Origin of the sequence: Providencia sp. PROV109, from assembly GCF_033681625.1 — a bacterium.
GTDB lineage: Bacteria > Pseudomonadota > Gammaproteobacteria > Enterobacterales > Enterobacteriaceae > Providencia > Providencia hangzhouensis.
The window spans coordinates 398683-425194 of record NZ_CP096320.1 but is presented as its reverse complement, the minus strand read 5'-3'; the positions used below and the strand labels follow the sequence as shown (position 1 = coordinate 425194).

Annotated in this window: 21 protein-coding genes and 2 pseudogenes; 10 read left to right on the top strand and 13 right to left on the bottom strand. The window is 41.7% G+C overall.

Going from position 1 to position 26512, the window contains the following annotated elements:
- Positions 1-2: 2 nt before the first annotated feature.
- The 5 genes from M1F25_RS01875 to soxR form a co-directional block, all read right to left on the bottom strand.
- A complete protein-coding gene (locus M1F25_RS01875) occupies positions 3-785 on the bottom strand; it encodes a cyclase family protein (RefSeq protein ID WP_036958343.1) in 783 nt (260 codons plus the stop codon).
- 13 nt (positions 786-798) lie between these two features.
- Entirely contained in the window at positions 799-1335 is a 537-nt protein-coding gene (locus M1F25_RS01870; protein ID WP_232368716.1) for a flavin reductase family protein, read from the bottom strand.
- 14 nt (positions 1336-1349) lie between these two features.
- Positions 1350-2594: a styrene monooxygenase/indole monooxygenase family protein gene (locus M1F25_RS01865; RefSeq protein WP_094961446.1), complete on the bottom strand. Its 1245-nt coding sequence runs from the start codon at positions 2592-2594 to the stop codon at positions 1350-1352.
- 35 nt (positions 2595-2629) lie between these two features.
- Complete coding sequence (locus tag M1F25_RS01860; RefSeq protein WP_004261123.1) at positions 2630-3415, bottom strand: SDR family oxidoreductase; 786 nt, start codon at positions 3413-3415, stop codon at positions 2630-2632.
- A 232-nt stretch (positions 3416-3647) separates the two neighbouring features.
- Positions 3648-4145 (bottom strand): redox-sensitive transcriptional activator SoxR, encoded by a 498-nt coding sequence (gene soxR, locus M1F25_RS01855; protein ID WP_004261125.1) that lies wholly within the window; start codon positions 4143-4145, stop codon positions 3648-3650.
- A 99-nt stretch (positions 4146-4244) separates the two neighbouring features.
- Here soxR and M1F25_RS01850 point away from each other — a divergent pair, with 99 nt between their 5' ends.
- Genes M1F25_RS01850 through M1F25_RS01835 form a run of 4 tightly spaced genes read left to right on the top strand, consistent with a single transcriptional unit; the run spans position 4245 to position 9083 of the window.
- Positions 4245-4673 (top strand): DoxX family protein, encoded by a 429-nt coding sequence (locus M1F25_RS01850; protein WP_004261127.1) that lies wholly within the window; start codon positions 4245-4247, stop codon positions 4671-4673.
- Positions 4674-4685: 12 nt separating this feature from the next.
- On the top strand, positions 4686-5795 hold the full coding sequence (locus M1F25_RS01845) for an efflux RND transporter periplasmic adaptor subunit (RefSeq protein ID WP_096864570.1): 1110 nt from the start codon (positions 4686-4688) through the stop codon (positions 5793-5795).
- A 10-nt stretch (positions 5796-5805) separates the two neighbouring features.
- Positions 5806-8895, top strand: a complete 3090-nt coding sequence (locus M1F25_RS01840) for a MexW/MexI family multidrug efflux RND transporter permease subunit (protein WP_181489155.1) — start codon at positions 5806-5808, stop codon at positions 8893-8895.
- An 11-nt stretch (positions 8896-8906) separates the two neighbouring features.
- Positions 8907-9083, top strand: coding sequence for a hypothetical protein (locus tag M1F25_RS01835; RefSeq protein ID WP_181489153.1), 177 nt, complete (start codon positions 8907-8909; stop codon positions 9081-9083).
- A gap of 66 nt (positions 9084-9149) precedes the next feature.
- Here the strand turns inward: M1F25_RS01835 and arnT are convergent, their stop codons facing one another.
- The 7 genes from arnT to M1F25_RS01800 all read right to left on the bottom strand — a co-directional run bounded on the left by arnT (position 9150) and on the right by M1F25_RS01800 (position 19703).
- Complete coding sequence (gene arnT / locus M1F25_RS01830) at positions 9150-10796, bottom strand: lipid IV(A) 4-amino-4-deoxy-L-arabinosyltransferase (protein WP_004261136.1); 1647 nt, start codon at positions 10794-10796, stop codon at positions 9150-9152.
- A 368-nt stretch (positions 10797-11164) separates the two neighbouring features.
- Positions 11165-12439 carry a bifunctional O-acetylhomoserine aminocarboxypropyltransferase/cysteine synthase gene (locus M1F25_RS01825; RefSeq protein WP_096864568.1) on the bottom strand — a complete coding sequence of 425 codons (1275 nt, stop codon included), beginning with the start codon at positions 12437-12439 and terminating at the stop codon, positions 11165-11167.
- A gap of 286 nt (positions 12440-12725) precedes the next feature.
- A complete protein-coding gene (locus tag M1F25_RS01820; RefSeq protein WP_004261167.1) occupies positions 12726-13985 on the bottom strand; it encodes an aromatic amino acid transport family protein in 1260 nt (419 codons plus the stop codon).
- A gap of 276 nt (positions 13986-14261) precedes the next feature.
- On the bottom strand, positions 14262-15620 hold the full coding sequence (gene dcuC, locus M1F25_RS01815; RefSeq protein ID WP_004261170.1) for an anaerobic C4-dicarboxylate transporter DcuC: 1359 nt from the start codon (positions 15618-15620) through the stop codon (positions 14262-14264).
- 216 nt (positions 15621-15836) lie between these two features.
- Positions 15837-17255, bottom strand: a complete 1419-nt coding sequence (locus M1F25_RS01810; RefSeq protein WP_036958415.1) for a carbohydrate porin — start codon at positions 17253-17255, stop codon at positions 15837-15839.
- A gap of 324 nt (positions 17256-17579) precedes the next feature.
- Complete coding sequence (locus tag M1F25_RS01805) at positions 17580-17975, bottom strand: regulatory protein RecX (RefSeq protein ID WP_181489151.1); 396 nt, start codon at positions 17973-17975, stop codon at positions 17580-17582.
- Between the two features lie 270 nt (positions 17976-18245).
- Entirely contained in the window at positions 18246-19703 is a 1458-nt protein-coding gene (locus M1F25_RS01800) for a DUF4026 domain-containing protein (RefSeq protein ID WP_181489149.1), read from the bottom strand.
- A 252-nt stretch (positions 19704-19955) separates the two neighbouring features.
- Between M1F25_RS01800 and M1F25_RS01795 the strand changes: the two genes are divergently transcribed.
- Positions 19956-20138, top strand: a complete 183-nt coding sequence (locus M1F25_RS01795) for a hypothetical protein (RefSeq protein ID WP_004261179.1) — start codon at positions 19956-19958, stop codon at positions 20136-20138.
- Positions 20139-20362: 224 nt separating this feature from the next.
- Positions 20363-20818, top strand: a pseudogene (locus M1F25_RS01790) (hypothetical protein); the annotation flags it as partial.
- A gap of 26 nt (positions 20819-20844) precedes the next feature.
- On the opposite strand, the gene M1F25_RS01785 reads toward M1F25_RS01790, so the two are convergent.
- Positions 20845-22098, bottom strand: a complete 1254-nt coding sequence (locus M1F25_RS01785) for an IS256 family transposase (RefSeq protein WP_135536280.1) — start codon at positions 22096-22098, stop codon at positions 20845-20847.
- A 96-nt stretch (positions 22099-22194) separates the two neighbouring features.
- On the opposite strand from M1F25_RS01785, the pseudogene M1F25_RS01780 reads away from it, so the two are divergent.
- From M1F25_RS01780 to M1F25_RS01765, 4 genes and pseudogenes are all read left to right on the top strand, one after another.
- A pseudogene (locus M1F25_RS01780) lies at positions 22195-22770 on the top strand (hypothetical protein); the annotation flags it as partial.
- Entirely contained in the window at positions 22770-23915 is a 1146-nt protein-coding gene (locus tag M1F25_RS01775) for a BamA/TamA family outer membrane protein (RefSeq protein WP_181489147.1), read from the top strand. The pseudogene M1F25_RS01780 and the gene M1F25_RS01775, both read left to right, overlap by 1 nt.
- Entirely contained in the window at positions 23915-25060 is a 1146-nt protein-coding gene (locus M1F25_RS01770) for a DUF4056 domain-containing protein (RefSeq protein WP_112307388.1), read from the top strand. Before M1F25_RS01775 ends, M1F25_RS01770 begins: the two co-directional genes overlap by 1 nt.
- A 492-nt stretch (positions 25061-25552) precedes the next feature.
- Positions 25553-26362, top strand: a complete 810-nt coding sequence (locus tag M1F25_RS01765) for a protein bax (RefSeq protein ID WP_164454927.1) — start codon at positions 25553-25555, stop codon at positions 26360-26362.
- Positions 26363-26512: the final 150 nt, after the last annotated feature.

Genomic DNA, 26512 nt, shown 5'->3' with positions numbered 1-26512 from the left:
CCTCACCCCACAAGTGCGAGTACACGTAATGGGCTGCCAGAACCACCTTCAATTTTAAGTGGCGCAGCAACAATCACGACACCTGTCGCAGGCAGTTTGTCGAGGTTCGTTAAACATTGCAGGCCATATTTATTGTGACCATGCATTAAAGTATGGCAAGGGTAAGGTACTGGCCAACTGTATGATTGCCCTGCATCTGTATTGATGGTTTCAACACCAAACCCTTTGACATCACGCTGATGAATAAGCCATTCCACCGCTTCTTGCGATGGTCCGGGCGTGTGTGCACCATCTTCACGCATACTTACATAGGCAACCGGGTCATTCGCCTTTTTCGACCAATCCGTTCTGAAAAGTACCCAAGCTGCTTTAGGAATTGTGCCGTGCTTTTCTTCCCATTTTTGCAAAAACTCTACAGTTAACACCCAATCAGGGTTTTGAGCCACTTCCGCACTGGCATCTACCACAACGGCTGGCGCTACAAAGTTTTCCACTGGAATAGTATCAACGGTGTTGTTGATTTGGTCTTTGCCACTGATCCAGTGAATTGGTGCATCAAAATGCGTGCCGGTATGTTCTCCGCAACTAAAATTATTCCAATACCATGCAGGGCCGTTATCGTCGTAGCGAGAAATTTGTTCCATGCTAAATGACCAAACTTGCCCAAATTGTTCAGGTAATTGCAGTGCCGGAAATGAAGGCGATAAGGTTTGTGTCAGGTCGATAACTTGGATGTTCCCTTGCTGCAATTGTGTCGCGAATGTCATTAAAATTTGCTGGTTCATAGTCACTCCCTCCTTAAGGCGCTTCATGTAATGCAGTAAAACTACCGCCATGGAACACTAACGGTTTACCCGCTTCACTACCGATACGGCGAACATGCCCCACTATTAATAAGTGGTCACCAATCGTGTCTTGCTTATGGTTTTCGCACACCAATGTGGCAATAGCACCATGCAATGCAGGAACGCCTTCTGGTGTTAGGTGGGTAGCCACATCTGCAAATTTATTTTCGATACGTGGGTTCGCAAAACGCATCGCTAGTTCTTGGTGTCCGTGGCCTAATATATTGATAGTAAAATGAGTACAATCACGAAATACCGCTAGGTTTGGTGAATGATTCACTAAGCTCCATAGCACTAATGGTGGGTCAAGTGATAACGACGCAAATGAGTTGATAGTTAACCCAACATCACGGCCATCTGCAGTTCGGGTGGTAACAATAGCCACGCCTGTTGGGTAACATCCCAACAGATTACGCAATATCTTTGATTCAAATTCGGTATCGCCCCATTCCCTATCACACATGAGTGTATCCTCTGCAATCATAGACATACTGATATCTCCCATTAAGCTCGAGCTTCTTCCATCATTTGCGATTGAATATACGCCTCACAAGCAGCCTCATCTTTCCACCAAGGGAATAATACGGGCGGGTAATTAAAGGCATTCGCGATGGTGTGTGCGAGGGATGGCAGCTGCTGGGCTGCACCCAATAGGTGTAAAATATGCGGCTCAGGTGGGGCGAGTAAGGAATTGGTCCATTCCACAACATGGCGACCATACTTCCAGAACTGTTCAAATGTGTCATTCATCCACTTTGCAGTGTAAGGTTTGTCACCATGGGCTAAAATAGCGTCATAATAGACTTTACAAGCCTTGGTAGCGTTATTCGAACCTTGACCCGTTAGTGGGTCATTGGTGACTAACGCATCTCCTAAACCAAACACAATGTTACCTGATGGTAAAGTTAACACTGGTTTTCTCACTGTTGGTGCAAATCTTCCGGCTAAGATGCCATTATCATCAGTTAACTCAACATTATGACAACGTTCTGCTTCCCAAGGTAAATAGGTATTGAGTATTTTTTTACTGTATGCCAAGTGTTCCTGTGGAGTACGAGCTTCATTCCACTGATCCATAGGCCCACCGGGGATCCCTTCAAACACCATAATGTGGCAATCACCACTATTCGTCAGTGATGGGAACACAAAATACTCACCAACACCGGGTATTAAGTTGAAAGAAACTTGTGAATACTCTGGCGTTGGTAACATGCCATGCACATAAGTCAGTGCCAAGGCCCGTTGTGGTTTGTCATAAGGTGAGCGGGAGGCATCGCGCTCAAGCAGTTTAACAATTTCCCCTTTTCCACCCGCTAACACGACTAAATCGTGTGTTTGCGCTAAGCGTTCCAGTTCTGCAATACCAACATCTTCAATGCGTAAATTACCGCCACGAGCTGCAAATAACTCCATCCAGTAAGGCATTTTGATACGTTGGTCGACAGCTTGGGCATAATTATCGAGACGTGAACGCCAAGAAATTACTTTTTCCCCCGCTTTTTCGGGATGAGGAACTGTAAAACCAATTCCTTCAACCGGCGGACACTGTTCTTCCCAAAAATTAATGCCTAAATCACGTTCAAATTGCAGTGAAATATCGAACATGCACTGGCTCGACATCACTCGGCCATTTTTAACGTCATCTGGAGTGCGGTTTGTTGCAACAGTGACTTCATAACCTTTATTGAGTAGACCCAAAGCTAATGGCATACCCGCTTGACCACCACCGACGATAGCAATACGGCGCATAGTATTTTCCTCTACAAAATAGTTAAAATGGTGTCTTATTCAGCAAGACGGGGAATTGCCGGTTTAGCCTGTTCAGGCCCCATAGCGGAGTAACCGCCATCGACAGCGTAATCCGCACCTGTAACAAAGCTGGCCAAATCAGAAAGTAGGAACGCGACAACTTGAGCGACTTCTTCTGGGTCACCAACGCGTTTTAATAAGTGGTAATCAGCAGCAACACGGTCTGTTTTTTGACGGTCTCCCCCTGTGATTTCATCCATAACTCGGGACCAAGTCCACCCAGGGGAAACGGAATTTACACGAATTCCTTCAGCCGCATAATCCATTGCTTGGCTGCGAGTTACCTCTAACATGGTGGCTTTAGATGCAGGGTAGAGCCAACGACCAGTTTGGGCGACAGAAGAAGAAATACTGGTAAAATTGACGATGGCACCTTTACCCGATTTTGCGAAATGTACTTTTGCAAGCTGCGCAGCCATCACTGCACTCACCACATTAATATTCAACGCAGTGAGCCAATCCTGCCTTGTAGATAACTGGCCTTCATCAAGATAAGTGGCAGCCAGATTAACTAAAAAATCGAGTTGCCCATATTTTTGCGCAACACGGTCAATGCCTTGTTTAAGTTGTTGGTCGTCAGTGATATCGACAGGAAGAAAATCAATATTGGGCTCACTTTGAGCTACCTTTTCACCATTCAAGGTATCAATGTCAAAAATCGTGACTTTAACGCCGTAATCACTTAATACCTTCGCAACGGTTGCACCAATTTTGGTCGCTCCCCCAGTCACAATGGCAATCTTATTATTCAAGCCTTTCATCTTTGTCACCCTCTTTTTCTCTCATTTAGTTACAATGAGTTCACAAAAAATTAACATAACGAATAGTTACGCAAATATGCTGGAAAGGGGTAGCCGATGGGCGCAAAAAATATCCATTATGTGCGGTAATTTAAATAGTAAGGTGATGATATAAATCGTTAAATAGCCACTTTCAGCAGCGGCTATCCAAATAATGAAAAGTATGATTAATCGCAGAAATTAATAAAATAACTTATGGACGTTCTAAAATACGGGCACCAGGGCCTTTCCTACCAAGTACATCATCAGGATTGCGCAGCGGACAGTCACTGAGTGATAAGCAACCACAACCAATACAGTTATCCAACTCATTACGTAAACGTGTCAGTTGCCGAATACGCTTATCTAAAGATTTACGCCATTGCGTCGACATCTCCTTCCATTGCTCCGAAGTTAGCGCGCTATTTGCAGGAAAACGCCCCAATGCCTCTTGAATTTCATGTAGTGGGATCCCCGTACTTTGTGCAACCTTAATAATGGCGATGTAACGAAGTACAACAGAGTGAAATCGTCGCTGATTCCCTTGAGTTCGTGTACTTTGAATTAGCCCCTTTGATTCATAAAAATGGACTGTAGAAACAGGCACTCCCGAGCGTTTTGCCACTTCGCCCACCGTTAATGCCCGAGTAAAATCAATTTTTTTCCCCTCATTCTTCTGAGGTTTTATCGTTTTTGTGTCTTTGTCCGCCATTTTAGCTCACCTTTGCTTGACCTCAACTTAACTTAAGGTTTTATAGTGCCACCCTGCTAGTTTGTCAATTGAGGTTATTTTTTAAAAGGGGATAGGTTTATGCCATCGGTGATTACCAAAATGTTAGAAAGCAATAGCTTATGGGTTATTGCTCGCTTACTAGTCTTGGTTTTATTTATTTCATCTGGTTTAGCCAAAGTTTTTGATTATGAAAATAGTCTGGCCGAAATGCGTGCCGCAGGTCTTCACCCAGATTGGTTTTTCAATATTGCTTCTGCTGCTGTCATGTTAATTGGCTCTGTTCTTGTGCTATTTAACCGTCTTTTATGGCTTGGAACTGGCGCGTTAGCCGTGTTTTTGTTCCTCACTATTGTGGTTGTCCACACCTTTTGGAGCTACACGGGAGAACAAGCTCAAATCGCCATGTTTTGGGCAATTGAACATATCGCTGTTATTGGGGGCTTAATCGCTATCGCCATTGCAGGGCATTTTCGAGGTCTTTATTTCGCGTTAAAGACGCAGAAATAGAAGGAAAATTTAATGAATAAAAAAACAATAATGACACTTTGTTCCGTTTTGATCGCTGTTGGGGCGGGTAGCGCGATTTATTCGACCTATGCGCAAAATGAAGAAGACGAACAAGCAGCATACCAATATCCACCCGTAAAAGTGGCATTGGCACCTGTTAGCTTAGATACCGCGCCTCGTACTTTTTACGGTGTAGGTGAGTTAGAAGCTGGCAGCCAAGTCTTAGTCGCGGCAGAAACCAATGGCCGTATAACAAAAATTGCATTTGAATCTGGCCAGCAAGTCAAAAAAGGCCAATTATTAGTGCAACTCAATGATGCCGTTGAACAAGCTGATTTATCACGTTACCAAGCACAGTTGCGCAATGCGGCTCGCTTATATGAAAGAACACGTTCATTATCTGCGCAACATTTAGTGGCAGAGGCTCAAGTGGACAGTACACGTGCTGAACGTGATATTGCCCAAGGCCTGATCCGCCAAACCCAAGCATTAATTGCGCAAAAGACGATCCGAGCGCCATTCGACGGTACGATAGGTATTCGCCAAGTCCATGAAGGACAGTATTTAAACCCAGGGGAAGCCATTGCCAGCCTGGTGGATACCAAAACCTTAAAGCTCAACTTTTCCTTAGATGAACAGGCCTCACCGGAACTGCATCAAGGCCAAATTGTTGATATTACAGTTGATGCTTATCCCAATAAAACTTTTCCAGCCCGTATTACGGCCATTGACCCACTCATTGGTAAATCACGTACTATCGCCCTGCAAGCCACATTAGAAAATAGCGATGGCACATTAAAAGCTGGGATGTACGCCAATGTGAATGTGGTACGCCAAGCCAGTAATGAAGTCATTACAATCCCAGAAACCGCTGTTACGTATACCGCCTATGGCGATACCGTATTTATTACGCAAGGTGAAGGGGATGCGATGACCGTCAAGCGGGTGTCCGTAAAAACGGGGCAACGTTGGGATGGCAAAATTGAAATAGAACACGGCTTAAGTGCTAACGATAAAGTCGTCACTTCTGGGCAATTACGCTTAAACGACGGCTCTGCTGTCACCCCTGTTGCCCAAGATACATTGTCTGAACCTGTCACTAATACGGCTCAAGGTTCATAAGGAAGGCGTAATGAAATTTACTGATATTTTTGTTCGCCGACCTGTTCTGGCTCTCGTGGTCAGTGCGCTGATTGTATTAATTGGTTTATTTGCGCTGAGTAAACTGCCTATTCGCCAATATCCACAACTTGAAAGCTCGACGATCACCATTACTACGCAATACCCTGGCGCATCAGCTAAATTGATGCAAGGGTTTGTGACACAACCCATCGCACAAGCGGTTTCCTCTGTGGAAGGCGTCGATTATCTGTCTTCTTCTTCTGTGCAAGGAAGTAGCCTTGTCACCGTACGAATGGAACTTAACCGAGACTCCACTCAAGCCCTTGCACAAGTAATGGCGAAGGTGAACCAAGTTCGTTATAAATTACCGAAAGAAGCTTATGACCCTGTGATTGAACTTTCTTCTGGGGAATCCACTGCGGTTGCTTATATCGGTTTTTCCAGCACCAATTTATCCATTCCAGCCCTGACAGACTATATTTCTCGCGTCATTGAGCCAATGTATTCCTCAATTGATGGTGTTGCTAAAGTTCAAGTCTTTGGAGGCCAACAATTAGCAATGCGTTTATGGCTGGATGCCGATAAATTAGCTGGCCGAGGGCTAACCGCTGCGGATGTTGCACAAGCAGTTCGCCAAAACAACTACCAAGCGGCACCCGGTAAAGTCAAAGGCGAGTTCGTGATTTCTAATGTCTATGTTAATACCGACCTCACTAATGTCGATGAGTTTCGTGATCTAGTGATCCGCAACGACGGCAATGGATTAGTACGGTTAAAAGATGTGGGAACCATTGAATTAGGAGCCGCTTCCACAGAAACCAGTGGTTTAATGAATGGTGAGCCTGCTATTTACCTTGGTTTATTTGCCACACCAACGGGTAACCCTCTAGTAATCGTTGACGGCATGAATCAATTAATGCCTGACATCACCAAAACCTTACCACCCGGTGTTAAGGTGGAAATGGCATTTGAAACTTCGCGCTTTATTAAAGCGTCTATTGACCAAGTGATTAGTACATTAGTTGAAGCGCTACTGATTGTTATTGCGGTTATTTACCTGTGTTTAGGGTCAATTCGCAGCGTAATCATCCCAATTTTAGCTATTCCGCTATCTATGTTAGGTGCAGCCGCACTCATGATGGCATTTGGGTTTAGTATTAACTTACTGACGCTACTGGCCATGGTATTAGCAATTGGTCTCGTCGTCGATGATGCTATCGTTGTGGTCGAAAACGTCCATCGCCATATTGAAGAAGGGAAATCACCGGTTTTAGCGGCTTTAATTGGTGCTCGTGAAGTGGCAGGCCCAGTTATCGCGATGACGATCACCTTGGCGGCGGTATATGCTCCAATAGGGCTGATGTCAGGTTTAACGGGAGCTTTGTTTAAAGAATTCGCACTCACGTTGGCCGGGGCGGTGATTGTTTCCGGGATTGTGGCATTAACCCTTTCCCCTGTAATGAGCTCGTTTATGTTGAACTCAAAACAGAATGAAGGGCGTATGGCGCGCATGGCAGAAACCTTCTTTTCTACCTTAGCCCATTACTATACCATTGTATTGAATTTCTCTTTGAAAAACCGTTGGTTAACAGGTGTTATTGCCGTTGGTGTATTCATTAGCTTACCACTGCTTTATCAATCAGCTCCTCGTGAATTAGCCCCTGTGGAAGACCAGTCTAGTGTATTAACGGCGATCAAATCTCCGCAACACGCTAACCTCGAGTATGTAGAACGTTTTTCGCGTAAATTACATGATGTTTTCATGGAGTTGCCAGAAACAGAAAGTACTTGGATTATTAACGGAACCGATGGCCCCTCCGCCAGCTTTGGGGGAACTAACTTGACATCATGGGAGCAGCGTGACCGCGCCGCATCTGAGATCCAAGGTGACTTACAAGGGCGCGTCGGTGATGTCGAAGGGAACAGTATTTTCGTTTTCCAGTTACCCGCCTTGCCAGGTTCAACGGGTGGCTTGCCAATCCAAATGGTTCTCAGAAGTCCGCAAGATTATTCGGTACTCTATAAAACCATGGAAGAGATCAAGCAACAAGCACGTGAAAGCGGTCTGTTTATGGTGGTAGATAGTGACCTCGACTACAACAACCCAGTGGTAGAAGTCCGCATAAACCGTTCAAAAGCGAATAGCTTAGGTATTCGTATGCAAGATATCGGGGAATCACTGACCTTATTAGTGGGGGAAAACTATATTAACCGCTTTGGGATGGATGGCCGTTCTTATGATGTGATCCCTCAAAGTATTCGTAGCCAACGCTTAACACCGGAAGCCCTTTCACGCCATTATGTGAAATCGGAAGCGGGAACTATGATCCCATTGTCAACGGTGGTTGATATCAATACCCAAGTTGAACCGAATAAACTCACGCAATTTAATCAGCAAAATGCGGCAATTTTCCAAGCAATACCTGCTCCTGGTGTCACATTAGGCCAAGCTGTTGCTTATTTAGATAATATTGCCAATGAGCTACCAGCAGGTTTTAGCCATGACTGGCAATCCGATTCGCGCCAATATAAACAAGAAGGAAACACCCTCGCCTTTGCCTTTATGGCGGCGCTCATCATTATTTACTTAGTCTTAGCGGCACAATATGAAAGTTTAGTCGACCCATTGATTATCTTGATTACTGTTCCACTTTCAATTTGTGGTGCGTTAATTCCATTGGCACTTGGTTATGCAACATTAAATATTTACACCCAAATCGGCTTAGTCACATTGATTGGCTTAATCAGTAAACACGGAATATTGATGGTTGAGTTTGCCAATGAATTGCAAGCCAATGAAGGGTTAGATAGACGACATGCCATTCTCAAAGCAGCACAAATTCGTTTACGCCCAATACTAATGACAACCGCAGCAATGGTGATTGGCTTAGTTCCTCTGCTATTCGCCACTGGAGCAGGAGCAAATAGCCGCTTTGGCTTAGGCTTAGTGATAGTCACTGGTATGTTAGTTGGCACATTATTTACCCTGTTTGTTTTACCAACCATTTATACCTTGCTAGCCCGTAATCACAGTGCAACCGCACTAACACCAAGGCGCTATGAGCTTGCCGAAGCGAATCGCCTAATCAAAGAAACTTAGGAGACGTCCCAATGAGAAATACGTTAACTAGCCGTCATCAACGTAACAGCCGTACAGTCAACGAAGTGGAAGTGAATGCGATGAGCAATAGCATGACCATGCTATTAATTTATCATGGTCTCCCCGCAGGTCTGGAAAAATCTCATTCAGCGTCAAACTCGAGCACTTTAAATAAGCCTACACGCTAATGTAAATAGCCGCCAAACCTAAATGGTATGGCGGCGATTATCAAATAACATCCCAACGTACTGTCTCTATTGGCCTTCATAAAAAGCTAAAACAAGATTACCTTCCCGAATAATAATTGGGTTGCCGGGTAATGCGTCCAACAATTCACGCTGAGAACTTTCTACGACCACCGCCACATCTTTATAATGATAATTTTTTAATAAATCAGGTAACTGCTTTAAGCTATAAAACCGATTAGCGGCATCTGGGTATTTTAGCCCGTAGCCTAATTCCCCAGTTTGGTGAAGCATCGTAATATCACTGCGTTTAAGTACCCATGCCAATGTGGTGCCTAGCCCGACATTATTGGTTAACAATACAGATTTATCAGCTAACTGGTGATGATACTTCGCAATCACCTCTTGTGGCGTATTATTACTGGCAATACGAGATGGGATCACATGCCCCACCGTTAAGCTAATTGCCACCGTACACACTGCGGCTAAATACCAAAACCGTTGTTTGAAAGAAAGCAACGCAACCAATAACCAAAAAATAAATGCGCCAGCGGCTAACCATAGCTTTCCACTTTCATCGGCCTGATATACATTCAGTTTAGGGTAATAAGCAGAAGCAATAATTCCACCAGCAATAACGCCACCTATCAGTGTGTTAATCAATGCATTCAAACGAATAGTGAGTGTGTTTTTCTCAGTCAGTATTTTTTCAATGTAGGCTGCCATAAGAACCGCGATCGGTGCAATACAAGGCAAAATATAGGTCAGTAATTTTCCTTTAGTAATACTGAAAAAAACAAATGGCACGATAAACCATAATAGAAAATAAATATGTAACCCTTTTTGCTGCCATGCGTGTCGTAGCGCACCAAAAAGGTACCCTAGCCAAGGTAATACCGCAGCGAGCAAGATAGGGATATAAAACCAAAATGGGGATTTGTTTTGCGCGTTATTCGCCATAAAACGTTGAATATGCTCAACCCAGAAGAAATAGTTCCAGAAATCAGGCTCACGGCTGGCAATAACAAAGGCCCAAGGTAAGCACACGACAAAAGCAGTGAACAGCGAAACAAACGAGAAAACAAATACTTCTTTGAATTGCTTAAAGTAAATAGCGGCAACAGAGCAAACAAGCACTGGCAGCACTAAAACGAGAAAACCTTTTGTTAATACCCCTAACCCACAGGCTACTCCCATCATCATAAAAGCGAGTAATTTATGAGAGAAGTATTTTGTCGTTAAACCCCATTGGAAAAAGAAAATCACCATAGTGATAAATGCTGTCACAATCGGGTCAAGAATATTGTAGGTACCGATGGTAAAGACCATCAGCATTGAAAGGTAAATAAAGGCCGCATTAAACGCAATACGTGAGTTTTTCCAAGCCATTTTAGCGCTGAGATAAACAAATAACCCACTGACTAATGTACTAAATACTACTCCAAGACGAACAGAAATGTTATTTTCACCAAATAACATTTGGAAAACAGCCCCTACCCAATAACCAAAAATAGGTTTCTCAAAATAACGAATATCTAAAAGTTCAGGAACACTCCAGTTATAACTTATAATCAATTCCCGACTAATTTCTGCATACCGCAGTTCATCCGGTTGCCACAGTAACCTACCATTTAAGGGTAAAAAATAGGTCACTAGGACAAAACCAAATAACAGGCACCATTTAAGGTAGGCAATTCTATTGTTTGCCATAATCATCTCATCTCAACCATTCTTTTTATTGATATTTAATCATTTTATTTATTTCGTTTGAGCAAACACGCTCTTTTATTTAGCTATTATCGTTATGCCAATTAAACCCCATTTAAACAAATCGAACGTTAGTTGGTAGAAAGGTCGCTGTATATAAACAATCAATAAATGAATACTACAATTCATATACAAAAATAGATAAGAATCAAATAATAAGACTGAGTGTTTAAAGAATAGTTCAGTATTTAAAAATAAGGTGAAAATTTAATTCGTTCTTAATATTAGTCATTAATACAAAAAAGTGTACGGCAGTTTATAAACAAAAACCGGTCAGGGTATTTACCATAACCGGTTGTTATTCATACAAAGTAAAACTATTTGGCAGCAGCTAACGCCTGTTCAAGGTCTGCTAAAATATCATCAATATGTTCTATGCCAATTGATAAGCGGATCATATCCCGAGAAACTCCTGCCTGCGCTAACTCTGCATCATTAAGTTGACGATGTGTCGTTGATGCAGGGTGGCAGGCTAGTGATTTAGCATCACCAATATTTACCAACCGCACAATCAGTTTCAAGGCATCAATAAAGCGTGCCCCTGCTTCTTGGCCACCTTTAATACCAAACGACATAATACTTGCTGGCTTGCCGTTCATATACTTTTGCGCTAAGCCATGTTCAGGGTTACTCGGTAGCCCTGCATATTTCACCCACTCTACTTGTGGATGATTTTCCAGGTAGTTCGCAACTTTTAGCGCATTTTCGGTATGTCTATCCATTCTTAGCGCGAGGGTTTCTAAACCTTGTAAAATCAAGAATGCGTTAAACGGTGATAATGCAGCCCCCGTTCCGCGCAATGGCGCAACACGGCAACGAGCAATAAAGGCCGCTGCACCAAAATGTTCGGTATAACTGACACCATGGTATGCCACATCCGGCTCTATCAATAACGAAAAGCGATTCGGGTATTTTGTCCATGGAAACTTACCTGAATCAATAACCATTCCGCCAAGTGATGTACCGTGACCACCAATATATTTTGTCAATGAATGAACGACGATATCTGCCCCATGTTCAAATGGACGGCATAAATAAGGTGTCGCCACCGTATTATCGACAATCAAAGGAATACCATGGCGGTGTGCAACTTCAGCGAGCGCCGCAATATCAACAATAAAGCCCGCTGGGTTTGAAATTGACTCACAAAAAATAGCCCGCGTCTTATCATCAATAAGCGCATCAAATGCGGCGAGATCGTCATGCTCCGCAAAACGTGTTTCAATTCCTAAACGCGGCAGAGCATGGGCAAATAAATTATAGGTTCCACCGTATAATTTAGCTACAGAAACAATGTTGTCTCCAGCTTGTGCGATAGTTTGAATCGCATAAGTAATTGCCGCCATACCAGAAGCAACGGCCAAGCCAGCGACACCGCCTTCAAGCGCAGCAACTCGTTGCTCTAAAACATCGTTAGTCGGGTTCATGATACGAGTGTAAATATTACCCGCGACTTTTAAATCGAAGAGGTCAGCACCATGCTGAGTATCGTCAAAAGCATAAGAGGTGGTTTGGTAGATTGGCACGGCAACGGACTTAGTGGTAGGGTCAGGAGAGTAACCGGCGTGAATCGATAATGTTTCTAATTTCATTAGTTATCCTTGTTGCAACGCACTGGAATAGTTACAGCCAGAGGTAGTGATTACGTTATTATAATGCTGTGATAACCTTAGATATTACCTAAGCCACGATACCGAGCAACTACTTGCACTTGAAATTATTTCATATTGATAGATACGGTGAGGGTGATTATCACACCCCCCAGCTTAAAAATTAGTTATATCAATGTCTATCCATATAACCTAGTTCGTATTGATATAAAAAAAGCCATGACTTTTACAGGTCATGGCTCTGTTTCTTATATCACTTTATTTATAACTATAAAAATGCACCATAAATAACCGAAGTAATAGACGCTAATCCACAGATAAAAGTAAAGATTTGTGCCAATTTTGAAGTGCTAAATTTCTTCATTGCAGGAACAATATTCATCGAAACAACAGGTAGAATGAATAGGATAGCGGCAATCATTGGTGCCCCCATCGTTTCAATCATGCCTAAAATACTTGGGTTACGAATAGTCACAATCCAGGTTGTTATCACAATAAATAACATGGATGCCGTTTGAATTTTCTTCACAGAGAAAGAAGAGCGAGATTTAATTAACCCAACCAAACCTTCGTGAGCGCCTAAGAAGTGACCAAAGTAACTTGATACAATCGCAGCGAAAGCAACAATAGGCCCTAAATAAGATAGGATTGGCGATGGGTTGATATTCGCAATATGTGATAACACACTGATATTTTGTTCTTTCGCAACGGCAAGCTCTGCTGGGCTTAGTGATAACACCACAGAGAAAACGAAAAACATCACGAAACCAGTCAGCATCAATGCTGCACCACCAGTAATCATATCCGTTTTTACCACTGCATTATCACCAAACTGCTGACGTTGGTCTTTAGTAAATTGGCTGATGATTGGGCTATGGTTAAATGAGAATACGATAAGTGGGATCGCCATCCAAACAATCACAGGCATTGCACTCCAATCAGGAGCCACCTCTAGCATGGACATATTCCACTCAGGGATTAGATACAATGATAAAGCTAACAAAATGAATACCAAAGGATAAACCATTAGGGAGGTGAGCTTTAACATAAGGTCGCGACCAAATACCACACCAGCAGTCATTGCAGCAATCAATACTCCAGACAATAACCATCGTGGTAGTGGGTCTATTCCTAATTGATTTACTAAGAACGAATCAACAGTATTCGTGATACCGACACCGTAAATCAATACGATAGGGTAAATAGCAAAGAAATAGGCAAATGTAATAATATTTGCGCCTACTTTACCAAAATGCTCTTCTACCGTATCGGTAATATCGGCATTTGGATTTTTTGAGGATAAGACAAAGCGAGCTAACCCTTTATGAGCCAACCAAATCATTGGCGTTGCAATTATTGCTAATACTACTAATGGCCAAAACCCCCCAGCACCAGCTTTAATTGGTAGGAATAAAACGCCTGCCCCCACGGCGGTACCAAATAAAGAAAGTACCCAAGTAAAATCCTTATAAGTCCACTTACTGACAGGTTTATCTTCTGTAACTACTGCTTTTTCAATTGTGCTCATCTTGTGTTCTTCATCATTAACGTTATTAAAATAAGATGTGCAGATTTTGCATTAAATGGGCAACAGTACCTAATTTAATTACTCTATTTCTTTCAACTTTTTGGGGTAGATCTCGTTAATAACGTAAAAGAACAAACACCACGTAATTATTCTGTAAAAAAATAATTTCGCAATCAATTAAAAGAGTAAATTTTAGATATAAAGTATTTAATTTTTAATTCGAGGAATGGCTGAGTTATTCGCTCAGCCATTTTTTTTACCTGAGAAACTGAAATGTTATAGATATATAGGCACTAATATTTCTGTCGCAATTACAACCACAACCAATCCAACTAATACTGGGATTGACGTTCTTTTCACGACTTCGAACGGAGAGATTTTTGCCATACCAGATACGGCCACGACAACCCCTGATACCGGCGATAAAGTCCGCCCTAAGTTAGAGGCTTGTAGCATTGGTATCACTAAGTAAGCAGGATTGACCCCCATTTGTTTTGCTAAATGAGGAATTAGTTCAACAAATGCATAGAACGGTGCATTCCCTGAACCTGTGGTCATCGCAGCTAACATCGTAATCACCACCAGTGCAATCATCATCACAATTGCGCCAGAACCGAATGACTGTGCAAGGTCAATGAGCCCTTTAATAAAGCCAATGGTACTTAAACCTTGAGCAAATACCCCAGCCGCCACTAATAACATAACGACCGTTGCGAATGCTTCTGCCATACCTTTGTAGCAAACTTCTAAGCCACTATAGACATGTTTAGCGCTGAAGCTACGGATGAATTCAATGATTGCAGCCAAAATAATACAGCCAACAATAATGGTAACAATATGCAATTCAGGCGCCCATTTACCATCAAACACTAAAACACCGATAATTGGCGTAAAAGGTAAAATAGCGTAGAAAGCAGGAGCATGGGTTTTAATTTCATTCACATCTAACATTTCAGTCGTGACATTTTCTTTTCTGTCGAGGTAACGCTGCCAAAAGAAGTGAGCGATTGACATTGCCACAATTGCCGCGATAGAAATCGGTAAGGTCGTTTTAAATGCAAAGTCGATTAATGGCATTTCGGCCGCTTTTGCCGCTAAGATAACATCACCAGATGTCGGCGCTAAAATAATTGCCGCTGGCGATGCACAGATTGCTGCTGCTGCACCACGGCTGATCCCGACATTCACCATTACAGGGAATAATGTCGCCATCAGTAATACACCGAGGCCTGTCGCAGAAGATACTGCCAGTGACATCAAACATGCCACAATATAAGCAGCAACCATCAACAAATAAGGTGAGTTGATCATTTTTAATGGCTTAGAAGCGATTTTCACCACAACATCATTCGCCCCAATGTGAGTCATATAAGATGCAAACCCACATAACACCATGATCATCATACCAAGGTCGCCACCTCGGCTCATTAATAGGAATTTTATGTATTCCAGAATATCTGTTACACGCCACCCCGTCGTTGGAACAGAACCTGGTAAAATACTTTTGCCCATAATAGCGGTAATGATTAGAAGTAAAATCCCTCCCGTCATTAACACACCCGTTGCGGAATACCCTTTTATGATATAACGCCCAACTCCAATGGCGACAATAACGCCGATTAAGAGCTCAATCATTTATTTCTCCTGCCTGTCTTATTTTGTAATTATAAAAAAATTACTCTGCCTAATCATTAAGCAAAATTCACTGACAATGATCATGTCAGCAGATGATTTTTAATATAGAAATGCGTTAAAACACAAGAGAAATAAATAAAAAATCTTTTTGATAGTTATTTTGCAGCCGATCTTCCTATTTATTAACAACACATAGGAAGAACGGCTTAACTTAGACTAGAAAAAATATTTGAAGCGAGCACGAACACCATAGCGTTCATCATCATGATGACTAATCAAATTAGGGTTATCTGCATTAATTTTAGAGTAATAAGCACCAAGATAAATTTTGTAATTATCTATAGCTAAAATTTGAGGTAACTCATAAGAAGCATATAAAGTATGAATATCATATTTACCTGGGATGTTATTCAATACTGAATTAGGGTCTGTCGAAATATTTACTGCATTAAAATCTTTAATATTATTATGCGCATAGATATAACCTAGTTGAGCGCGACGCCACAAGGCATAGCCACCTAACGATAAATCTGTTTCTGCTATTGCATCTAGGTATGCAGTACTGAATGTTAGCTGCACGCCATTATCTGAGTCTTTTTCTACGCTATTCCATCCTAAAGTCATACCATATCCATTACGTTTGGACATATCCTTCCAATGACCATCAACGTTATCCCCATAGGCATTGTTGATAACTTGGGATTCCATCGCAATAGCCACTTTAAAATCATTCGGCTGCCAAGCCACCACAGGCCTTAAATAAATAACATTTTTCTTATTATCTAGCTGATAACCATGGTAATTAGAATCATCGAATAAAGCGGTACCATCTTCAACCAATGCGTTAATTTCAAAATACCAATCATCTAATGAATGGGAAAGTTGAACACTACCACCATCACCTGAACGCCCACGCCCTTCTTTCATCATATAAATATAACCGAACCCATCACTGTACAAATCATTCGCCGTATTGCCTGAATACTGTACAAACGTATCTTGTCCTAATGGGAACATATCATAAGCTTCGTAACGGCCGAGCTTTACTTGCCAGCGATCCTTTTGCCCGAAATAAAAAGCGGCATCATCAAGGTTCATTTTTCCTGTCATATCCGCAAGCGGCTGCACAGAAAACCCTGCATAATTTCCATTATCTTTCAAATGATTACCATCTACCCCAATCAAGATTCGTCCATTAATATCCCAATTATCACTCTTATTTGGTTGGTTGTTTTTCCCAAGAGCCGTTCTGACAGATGTAATTTGTCCCTGACGACTCGCCCCATCCATATTGAACTCAACATCGCCATAAAGCTTAAGTTCACCGTAATCATTGTGGTATTGGATCCCAGATGTTGGTTTTTCTTCACTCTCCCTTGGTACATTTGTATTGGAAATAGGCTCCTTAACAACGGTTGATATGGGTTGTTTGGTAGTTTCATGCATATTCATCACTCGTTCGAGCTTTTCTGCTTTCTGTTCAGCAGCTTCGGCACGTCGTTCTGCCAACTCAGCTCTTTTCTCTAACGCCTCCAGCCTTGCCTCAATACGGCTTAAATCCGTTTGAGCATCCCCCACCAAAGGGAATAGGATGACAAAAGCCGCTGCAATCGCAGATAACGGTAACATCTTCATATTAATACCTATTTGAATTAAACCAATAAATATCATTGCTAGCGCTTTCTTCTCTTTTTTGATTTATCGTGAAGTGAGCTGCCCAGAACATGAACACAGTATATGATCAAAGATATGTTAACGTTAACATGAAATTGATAAAAGAAAGATCGAACTCACAATTCACTGATTAATCTAAAATAAACAACGTCAAAAACTATGTTCAAATTTTATTTCAACCAGTTGAAAAGTAAGTGATTTTATAAATTAACAATATGAAAACTAACCATTGAATAACTCATAAATCATATCGCCAAAAAAACCACGATACTGTAAATATCTAATTTATTTGCTTTTTTCCTTGAAATCATGAGGAAGGTCATCACCGAATTTTTTACTACGAACCAATGCGGCCTTTTCAAACCAATCTACATCTAGAGTAGCAAAATGCTTTTCCACAACCGTTTCAGTGAAACCTTTCTGCCGCATTTCTTGTTTTATCCGCAATGGTCCATACCCTTTACGGAGATAACCTTGCATTAATAACCCCGCGACACGGTCGTCATCAAGAAAATGTTGCTCACTTAGCCTTTCAAGCACCAATTCAATTAAAGGCTCATCAATAATACCTTCATTTTTTTCATACATACGCCGTTTCATACGAGCAAATAGCTCTGCTTTCCCATAATCACGACGGGAAAGCATAAACAAGGCATATTGGTAAAGCTCGGATTCATTCATGGCGTTAAATTTTCATCATTAAATTGGGCGCATTGCGCGCCCAGTCTAACATAAACCTTTGTACTCTAGCTTGAATAAGTATGTGATTCGGCTGGCGGAGCTCAGTCAACACCCATGCGGTTTGAATCGTGGCGCGTATATACTCTAAATAATTCAAGTTGCATGTAGGCGACAAACGAAGACAGACCGATGAGCATACATAAGTATGTGATTCGGCTGGCTGAGCGCAGTCAACACCCATGCAGCTTGAAGTATGACGAGTATGACAAGTTAGTGAACTTGAGCGCCACTTAACAATTTATATATCGTATCAGGGGTATAGCTGCCGTCTTGGAAATAAATTGTCCAGTCCGTAATATCATCACGTGTTAATGGATAAACTTCCCCTTCTTGCATATTTTGTACATAAAAAGGATGGTTTATTAAGCGCCCTTCAAATTGGTCACCATGCCAAGAAACGGGTTCAAACCACATATGTTCATGGCCATCAAAATCCTCTTCTGCATCATGGTAACCAATACCGCATTTCACTAAAAAGCGCCATTCCGAATCTTCAGCTTCCTCGTTTTTACCGAGGAATTTGGCAAAAAATCCTTTCTTCTGAGCGACCGGTTTTGGCCCGTAGTTATCTAACATATGGGTAAAATATTCCCAACGTAATTTGGCTTTACGGGACATATCAGCGGTTTCTTCATCGGTACGCATAAACATCATCGCGTTTTGATCTTCAAAGCCTTCAAAGAAACTTTCTAATACCGGGTTTTCTTGTGTCACACGAAACAACATCGCGGATGGGTGCTGATGAGATTCGTCTCGATCATGCCAATCCCCCATAAAACGCTCTGATGACGCATCACCAAACTCGAAATTCATCTCTTCAAGTGGTTTTAAGTCATCAATTGGCGTTGATTTACCCACATGCAACAGCCCTTCTTCAAACGGTACTGCAACTAAATACTCATAGCCTGCTTGGGTTTGACCAATAAAAATAGGTTCATTAAACACGATTTTTCCGTGAGTAATACTGTTATTCACGAAGCTCCAAAATAGTTCGGGAATACCATAATAAGAAGCAATCGGGTGCGGTATAATAATTTCTGCTTCCGATAAACCACAACGTGCCAAACCGTGAGTATGGAACCAATACATGGTCGGAGCACGCTCTTCTTCCGGCTTGTCTTCATTGTCTTCTTGATCATAAATAGCATGAACAACATACAAAGAGTCAATGCTTGGCATCAAATCATCAATTAGTTGGAAATTAAGCCACTCATGAGTAAACACTTTCCCTGCGGCAGAAATATCCAAGCCTAGTAATAAATCTGGCACTAATATTTGAATAATTTTCAGCTGCTGAAGGTAATTAACTAATGGCTGTCCTTGAAATAAACATTCAACAATCACTGCTTGAGGAGCAGCACTGGCCTCTGCATACAGCTCAGGGCTAATTGGATCAGTGGCAAAATAAGGATTGATGGTATATTCAGGGTCGCTATCCACTAAAGAGATATAAAAACGTAATTCTTCTTCATCTTTTTTACAGCTAAAGAAAAAGCCGCCATCCTCAGGAATGTAGTCTATTTCACCATCGGTGAAATAAGTTTGCTCTTCTAAACGCTGCTCTAATAATAAAGACGTCAGCTCAGAACCAGGGATAGCAACCATCATTGATGCTTCTTTTTCACCCTCACCTGCTGCGGTATCAAGGTAGTGTTGTTTATTATTCATTTTCAGACCTATTAATAAGTGACTCTGGCGAGGATATCAGCTTATATTCATTAAGAATATTGTGATTATTCTTAACAAACAGAGATTGTGATTTGATCCTTCGTATTGCAAGTAAGTTAATAAATAATCATTATTCGACAATCAGTTATTCTACTTTTCATACTGTATTGACTGAGGCACAATAATGCACTTTCTTTAATTTGCTTTAAATTGATAAAGCAAAAGTTCTATTTCAATAAAGGTAATTCAAATATGGCTGATTTAACCAAGGCACAAAAAGAATATGTTGATGAACTGGCGATGCAGCGCGTTTTCGATATGAATAGCGATGAAGTGCTGGTCAACGCCTTAGAACAAAAGATTCACCAAATGGAAGACCATTTAAAAGCCTATTTTCATGAGCGTGTTAAGTTTCATCAACAAAACAAAAAATAGTATTTTCAGCCCTATCGTGCCGATGTTATTTCTTGCATCGGCAGCTATTTTAGGTATGAAAAATGATAATCTTAAATAAACAATTAACATACAGGTATCTAGTTTTAGATCTTCATAAAAAAGCATTAAGCGCTATCGATAAAAAAATTATCAATGTTAAAATTCCAACTATTATAGATATACCTAACTACACCTCTCTATTATCTAAAGATTGAGCCAATTTTATGAAACGCATTCAATTCAGTACTGCACTGATTCTTTCTTCTATTATGAGCATGTCTGTGAGCTTTGCCGATAGTGATCGTCCGTTATTTTCGGTCTCCGTGAGTGAGTCTGGAGTCCCACAAAGTAACAGCGAAGGCGGCATTACTCGTTCTTCTACCACAGAGTCACGAGTACTGCCGATTTGGGGCGATGAAGCCCGCGCTCGAGGGTATGATTTACCGGAACCTTTTGGGATCGGCTACGGATATATGAACCTACGTCAAGATATAAAAGTTGACAAAATAGCCTTTAAATCAGAAAAGGGCGTAAATATTCCTTTTGTTAAATTCGATTTAAATGATGACTTAATGATTAAAACAGGACATACACGCAGTAAGAATGAATCACATATGTTAAAACTCGATACTTGGGTCTTTCCATTTATGAACGTATATGGCGTTTATGGAAAAACCGAGTTATGGTCAAATCTGGTGTACGAGCATCAGGCGGTTTTCCTGTCTGACTGCTCCATTACTTGTTCGCCGTCTTGGAATTTAACGTTATTGACCACGAGGGTTAGCAGTTGAAATCCTTTCAGGCGGTTCCAGCGCTTCTGCGCTGATTGCAGCAATTTATAAACCATTGCTAGGGTTGTGTTTCTTGAACCGCAGTTGCGGGTTTTGCTGGTTCTTAAACGTACTGTAGCGAAGGCAGATTCAATTGGGTTGGTGGTGCGTATACTCACCCAATGTTCTGCTGGAAAATCGTAGAAAGCCAACATGCTCTCACGGTCTTTAGCTAAGCATTCCATTGCGCGTGGGTACTTAGCAGTAAACCTTTCCAGCGCTATATCAAAGGCTTTATGAGCCTTCTCACGCGTCTCTGCCATCCAGATATCATGCAGTGCTTCTTTTACTTTGGGTTGCACTGCCTTGGGCAGTTTGTTGAGCACATTGGCCGTCTTATGCACCCAGCAACGTTGCTGTTTGGTCTGCGGGTATACTTTGCTCAGAGCCTTCCAGAAGCCCAGAGCGCCGTCAGCTGTTGCCAGCTTTGGGCAGGTCGTAAGCCCACGCGCAACCAGGCCATTCAGCAGCTCAAGCCAGCTGGCTTCGGACTCGCGATAGCCTTCTTCAACAGCAATCAGTTCCTTGCGGCCATGCTCTGTCACGCCCATCACCACCAGCAAGCACAAACGGTCATCGAGGCGGACGTTGCTGTAAATACCGTCAACCCAAAGGTACGCGTAGCGCTTGTCACTCAAATCGCGCTGTCGCCACTCTCGGTGCTCATCAATCCAGCGTTCCTTGAGCCTGGAAATGGTGTTAGCTGACAGACCTTTGGCATTCTCACCCAGCAAGGCTGCAAGGGCTTCTTGGTAGTCTCCAGTGGAAATACCTTTGAGATACAGCCACGGTAATAACTCTTCAACGCTGCGGGCACGCTTGAGGTATGGCGGTAGCAGTGCGCTGGTAAAACGAATACCAGAGCCGCTACGATCACGCACTTTTGGCACCTTGATATCAACATCGCCAATGCCCGTTTGGATGCTGCGCTCAGGCAAATAGCCGTTACGCACCACAGCTTTGCGGCCATCGGGTAAACGCAGTTCTTCATGAGCTTGCAGCAGTTGCTGCAGCTCTACTTCAACTGCTTGCGCAATGAGCTGACGAGCACCATTACGCAATAAAGCAGTTAGCACATCAGTGCCAGTTTCATCTGGTTGTGAAAGAACATTCAGGGTAATATTTGTCATGGCGTATCGCTCTACTGTTAATTATTTCTTGGAGGAAACAATCAACAGGATACGCCACCCTCTTTTCCCCTCATACACCACAAATGACTATAGCTCGGAAAAACCAAAGGAACATCAACCACAAATCTTGATAGTGTAAAAGCTCGGGTCAAAATTTTTGGCAAAGAAAATATAATTGATATCGGTAAAAATCTACCTTTTGAATTAGATTATAAAGGAAAAACGTATGGTGGTGGTGTTACCTTCGCTGGTGGGTATAACCAATTCTTTAGTACATTAGATTTTAACTATACCAGAACAAGCCTTGATATCTTAGACGGTGACATTACTGCTTTTGTTGTAACTCCTCGGGTTGGTTATGAATTTATCTTTGAACCTTTAATCCCTGGTCAAGGTAATACAAAGCTACAAATTTGGACTGGTGCCATGTATCAAGATATTACCCAACGATTCAAAGGTGATATTAATAAACTAGATTTACCGCCTGAATTGAGTGGGTTGATGGCATTAGCGCCAGACGATGCAAAATTCGATGTTAAACAGCATCTTGCCCATAAATGGAATAATACTGTCGGTGCCCGTGTCGAACTCACTAGAAACTTTAATGTGTTAACAGAAGTCGGTTTTAATAACCGAAATAGTTTTTATATTTCTGGGGAATTCCGTTTTTAATGTGGCATTCGGCAATTATCCAAAGGCTGGCCTTGCTCAGCCTTTTTATTATTTTTCCCGCTAAAGCTGATTTACTCCCTGATCGCCAGCAAATCGATGGCTGGTTAAACGATCTCGGTGGAAAAAATAGCTTTGATGAAAGTAAAACTATCGATTGGGGCGTATTACCGGGGCCATTTTATACCCCCGAAATGGGCGTTGGTATTGGTACTGCGCTGGTTGGTTTATATCGAATAGATAAAGAAGATAAACAAACCCAGCCGTCTTCTATTGGCTTAAGCGGTTTTGCGTCGTCTACAGGCGCGTTTGGCTTAAATTTTACCAATTATAATTTTATTGATAACGACCAGTGGCGGTTATTTGTTTCCGGCACCATTAACAATATTCCCACTTATTACTGGGGTAAGGGATATTCTGCAGGGAAAAACGATCACAATAAAGAAAAGTACCATTCCCAAGAATTCCAAATAACCCCAAGAGTCTTATATCAATTGGCCGATTCGACTTATATTGGTCTTGGTTGGAACTTTTCATCAATCAATGCCAGTGATCCTGATAATGGCGCCAAACAGTATTTCTCCAATTCAATTGGGGGTCGTTCGGTGTTAAATTCAGGCGTCAGTGCATACTACAGTTATGACACACGAGATTTTCTGCCCAATGCCTATCATGGGCAAGCTTTTGAGGCCATCTATACTTATTTTGCGCCTAGCCTCGGTAGCGATACACGTTTCCAAACCACCCAATTACAATATGCCTATTACCATGCCTTAGCCGAAGAGACTGTTATTGCATTTGACAATTATGCGAGGTTTTCAACCGGAAATGTACCGTGGAACCAGCTATCATTACTCGGTAATGGTAACCGCATGCGCGGGTATTATGAAGGTCGTTATCGTGATAACAATATATTCACCAGCCAAATAGAACTTCGTCATAAACTCGATTGGCGTCATGGCGTTGTAGGCTGGCTAGGAACAGGAACCATGAGTGATACTGCCTCTGAATTAGGCCAAGGGCATTGGTTGCCCACCGTTGGCGTAGGCTATCGTTTTGAATTTAAACCAAGAATGAATGTTCGCTTGGATTTCGGTGTTGGCCGCAACAGTACAGGGGTATATTTTCAAGTTGGGGAGGCGTTTTAATGTTCAAATGGGTTCTGGCAATGGGGATTGGGCTTTTATTAGCCGCTTGCCAAAGTCATGACAAACTGGACTTGCCCGTTATTGAGCCTGTCATTACCCCCTATACTTTTGAAGAAGCCTCACAAAATTGGCCTATTATTGCTTCCTTAGCCCCACCACAAGGTTTGCGCGCTTGCTGCGCCTTTGGCTACAACTTGCAAGCTGAGCTATGGGGATTACCTGTCCCGTTTTACACTATCGATAATATCGTTGAAGCAGATAGCCTAGGAGAACATCATTATAATGACAGCTTTTTAGGTGCCTCTGCGGCATTAATGGGGCTCAGTAATGAAAAAATAGGCTTACTCTATACGGATAAAAGCGGGTTTATTGATATTTCCCATGTCAGAGATACTGCAGATTATACTTTTTACTTATTTAGCCAAATTTACCCACGTCTAGGCCAACAATGGTCGTTGTCACTGAGTGAAGAATTAGCGGATAGACAAATACATTTCAGTGCATTTGAACCGCCACAATCCGCCAAACAGCGCTATACACTAAGCGCCTACTTAGCCGCAAAATTGGCTTTCCAACTCGCGGTATGGCATGAAATTGCACAGTGGTATGGCTATCAATCTGTACCGGGGTTTTCTGAAGGGGTTTCCGCATTTTCCCCTGAAGACCTGTACTCAAATTTACTTGGTTCCCGTCTCGCCTTAACTTTGATACTACAAGGCCGAGCAGGCTCTTTAGCCACTTACTCTCAATCAATGGAAAATATTCTTCCACTGGCCCTTCACCAACTCGGTAGCAAAGATAGAAAAACCACGCGAAAAATATTTGATAGCGTTGATGGTTTATGGTGGAACAGTTACCGTAGAGTACCAGAGAAATTTCTTGTTTTAACAAGAGATTACCAAACAAGTGACCAACGTTATCCTCTGATGCCCCCACAAATTATGCCATCTGAAGGCTTATTTTTAACGTTGCCTGACCGCTATCTCAAATATGATTTGTCATTACTCGCACAACTGCGTTTGCTCCCTACTGGAAATATGAAACAGCTCCCCAAACCGACCTCTTATTGGACAGTGGCTGATTTTCCACAGCTGGCGGAAGATGCGAAGCAACAAGATTTACTGCAACAAATTTTAAAACCTTAAAGGGACTATTTGTGATATCCATATGACTCACCCTATAGGACTTTATCCTGACATTGTTGCGCTTAAAATTTAAGGTAAATGTCACTTTTTACTCATTTGCAGATAATAATCTTATTTCACTTTTGTCGCCTCGATAGGCTTTAATAAAACGATGGAGAACTCATTTCGGTCAAAAAATAGACTACCAACTGCTTATTTTTCAGACAAAATAACCCTATAATAACTAAATGAATTGTATGTTTTTTACTCAAATTTAACTTAAGTAAAGAGCAAGCGCCACGGGAATAAACAGTTTAATTTATTATTCATCATATGAAAATATACCAAACGAAACCATTAGGTCATTTAAAATCAATACATTCATATTAATATAAAAAAACCCACAAAATAATACAGAAGTTTCCTTAATGTCACCCGGATAAATGTAGCTCGTGAAAAATTAATCTGCTAATATTCGCTCGAATTTTGTTCAGAGATACTTAGGAGAAGCAAATGCCCTCTCGAACGATGAGGACAAACGCCGTCTTCGCTTTCTTATTTTTACTTTTATTTTCGAGCCTGAGTATGGGCTCCACCAGTACCAGCACAATGCTCAATAAAGAGTATACTAATAAAACTGTGCAACAGAATGTAAGTCAGGCTAAAACCTCACTCCCTGACTTGCGTAAATACCCTTCTGGTACGCCTCGAAAGAAAGCATTTTTGAAAACGGTTGTCCCTGTTATTGAAAAAGTGAATAAGCAGATTATGGCTGAACGTACTTGGTTGCTATCAGTACAAGCTAATAAGAAGTGGAGCGCACAAGAGTTGCGCCGTCTTGAACAAATCTGTAATAGCTATGGTATGAAATGTAGTAATCCAAAACGTTTAAATTGGAACAAACTATTGAGTCGTGTCGACATCATGCCAACACACTTAGTTGCCACACAAGCAGCAACAGAGTCTGGTTGGGGTACATCACAACTTGCTCTGCAAAACGGTAATTTATTTGGTATGCGCTGCGGTAGTGGCTGCCAGACCAAACAAGGAAAGATTAAAGGCTATTCTACATATTCTTCTGTAGAAGAGACCGTGACTGCTTATATGAAAAATATGAATACCCATAATGCTTATGAGTCACTACGTACTTCACGAGCAAAACAGCGTCTATCAAAAGATGAGCTAGATACTAAAAAGTTAATCAATGATATGAAAGGGTACTCAGAGTTAGGTTCTACTTATAACCGCTATTTACAAGAGATGTACGCGAGTAATGAAGAATTGATTACACAAGCTCAGCAAAGAGCAGCCACTCGCATTTAATTTTGTATCACCAGGTACAAGACATAAAAAATCCACTTAACTAAGTGGATTTTTTATCCCTCACAAACCGTATTTAACTTACTTAACTCATTCGACTAATTCATTTTTTATGTTTTTTTAGATTTACTCTATTGCCTTAAATAGTTCGAG

Bases quoted from the DNA above. Each gene is read 5' to 3' on its own strand.
- dcuC (WP_004261170.1), bottom strand. From the start codon at position 15,620: ATGATTGAGCTCTTAATCGGCGTTATTGTCGCCATTGGAGTTGGGCGT.
- M1F25_RS01765 (WP_164454927.1), top strand. From the start codon at position 25,553: ATGCCCTCTCGAACGATGAGGACAAACGCCGTCTTCGCTTTCTTATTT.
- M1F25_RS01865 (WP_094961446.1), bottom strand. From the start codon at position 2,594: ATGCGCCGTATTGCTATCGTCGGTGGTGGTCAAGCGGGTATGCCATTA.
- M1F25_RS01795 (WP_004261179.1), top strand. From the start codon at position 19,956: ATGGCTGATTTAACCAAGGCACAAAAAGAATATGTTGATGAACTGGCG.
- M1F25_RS01770 (WP_112307388.1), top strand. From the start codon at position 23,915: ATGTTCAAATGGGTTCTGGCAATGGGGATTGGGCTTTTATTAGCCGCT.
- M1F25_RS01775 (WP_181489147.1), top strand. From the start codon at position 22,770: ATGTGGCATTCGGCAATTATCCAAAGGCTGGCCTTGCTCAGCCTTTTT.
- M1F25_RS01825 (WP_096864568.1), bottom strand. From the start codon at position 12,439: ATGAAATTAGAAACATTATCGATTCACGCCGGTTACTCTCCTGACCCT.
- M1F25_RS01860 (WP_004261123.1), bottom strand. From the start codon at position 3,415: ATGAAAGGCTTGAATAATAAGATTGCCATTGTGACTGGGGGAGCGACC.
- soxR (WP_004261125.1), bottom strand. From the start codon at position 4,145: ATGGCGGACAAAGACACAAAAACGATAAAACCTCAGAAGAATGAGGGG.
- M1F25_RS01870 (WP_232368716.1), bottom strand. From the start codon at position 1,335: ATGTCTATGATTGCAGAGGATACACTCATGTGTGATAGGGAATGGGGC.
- M1F25_RS01800 (WP_181489149.1), bottom strand. From the start codon at position 19,703: ATGAATAATAAACAACACTACCTTGATACCGCAGCAGGTGAGGGTGAA.
- M1F25_RS01835 (WP_181489153.1), top strand. From the start codon at position 8,907: ATGAGAAATACGTTAACTAGCCGTCATCAACGTAACAGCCGTACAGTC.
- M1F25_RS01875 (WP_036958343.1), bottom strand. From the start codon at position 785: ATGAACCAGCAAATTTTAATGACATTCGCGACACAATTGCAGCAAGGG.
- M1F25_RS01845 (WP_096864570.1), top strand. From the start codon at position 4,686: ATGAATAAAAAAACAATAATGACACTTTGTTCCGTTTTGATCGCTGTT.
- M1F25_RS01805 (WP_181489151.1), bottom strand. From the start codon at position 17,975: ATGAATGAATCCGAGCTTTACCAATATGCCTTGTTTATGCTTTCCCGT.
- M1F25_RS01840 (WP_181489155.1), top strand. From the start codon at position 5,806: ATGAAATTTACTGATATTTTTGTTCGCCGACCTGTTCTGGCTCTCGTG.
- M1F25_RS01820 (WP_004261167.1), bottom strand. From the start codon at position 13,985: ATGAGCACAATTGAAAAAGCAGTAGTTACAGAAGATAAACCTGTCAGT.
- M1F25_RS01785 (WP_135536280.1), bottom strand. From the start codon at position 22,098: ATGACAAATATTACCCTGAATGTTCTTTCACAACCAGATGAAACTGGC.
- M1F25_RS01810 (WP_036958415.1), bottom strand. From the start codon at position 17,255: ATGAAGATGTTACCGTTATCTGCGATTGCAGCGGCTTTTGTCATCCTA.
- M1F25_RS01850 (WP_004261127.1), top strand. From the start codon at position 4,245: ATGCCATCGGTGATTACCAAAATGTTAGAAAGCAATAGCTTATGGGTT.
- arnT (WP_004261136.1), bottom strand. From the start codon at position 10,796: ATGATTATGGCAAACAATAGAATTGCCTACCTTAAATGGTGCCTGTTA.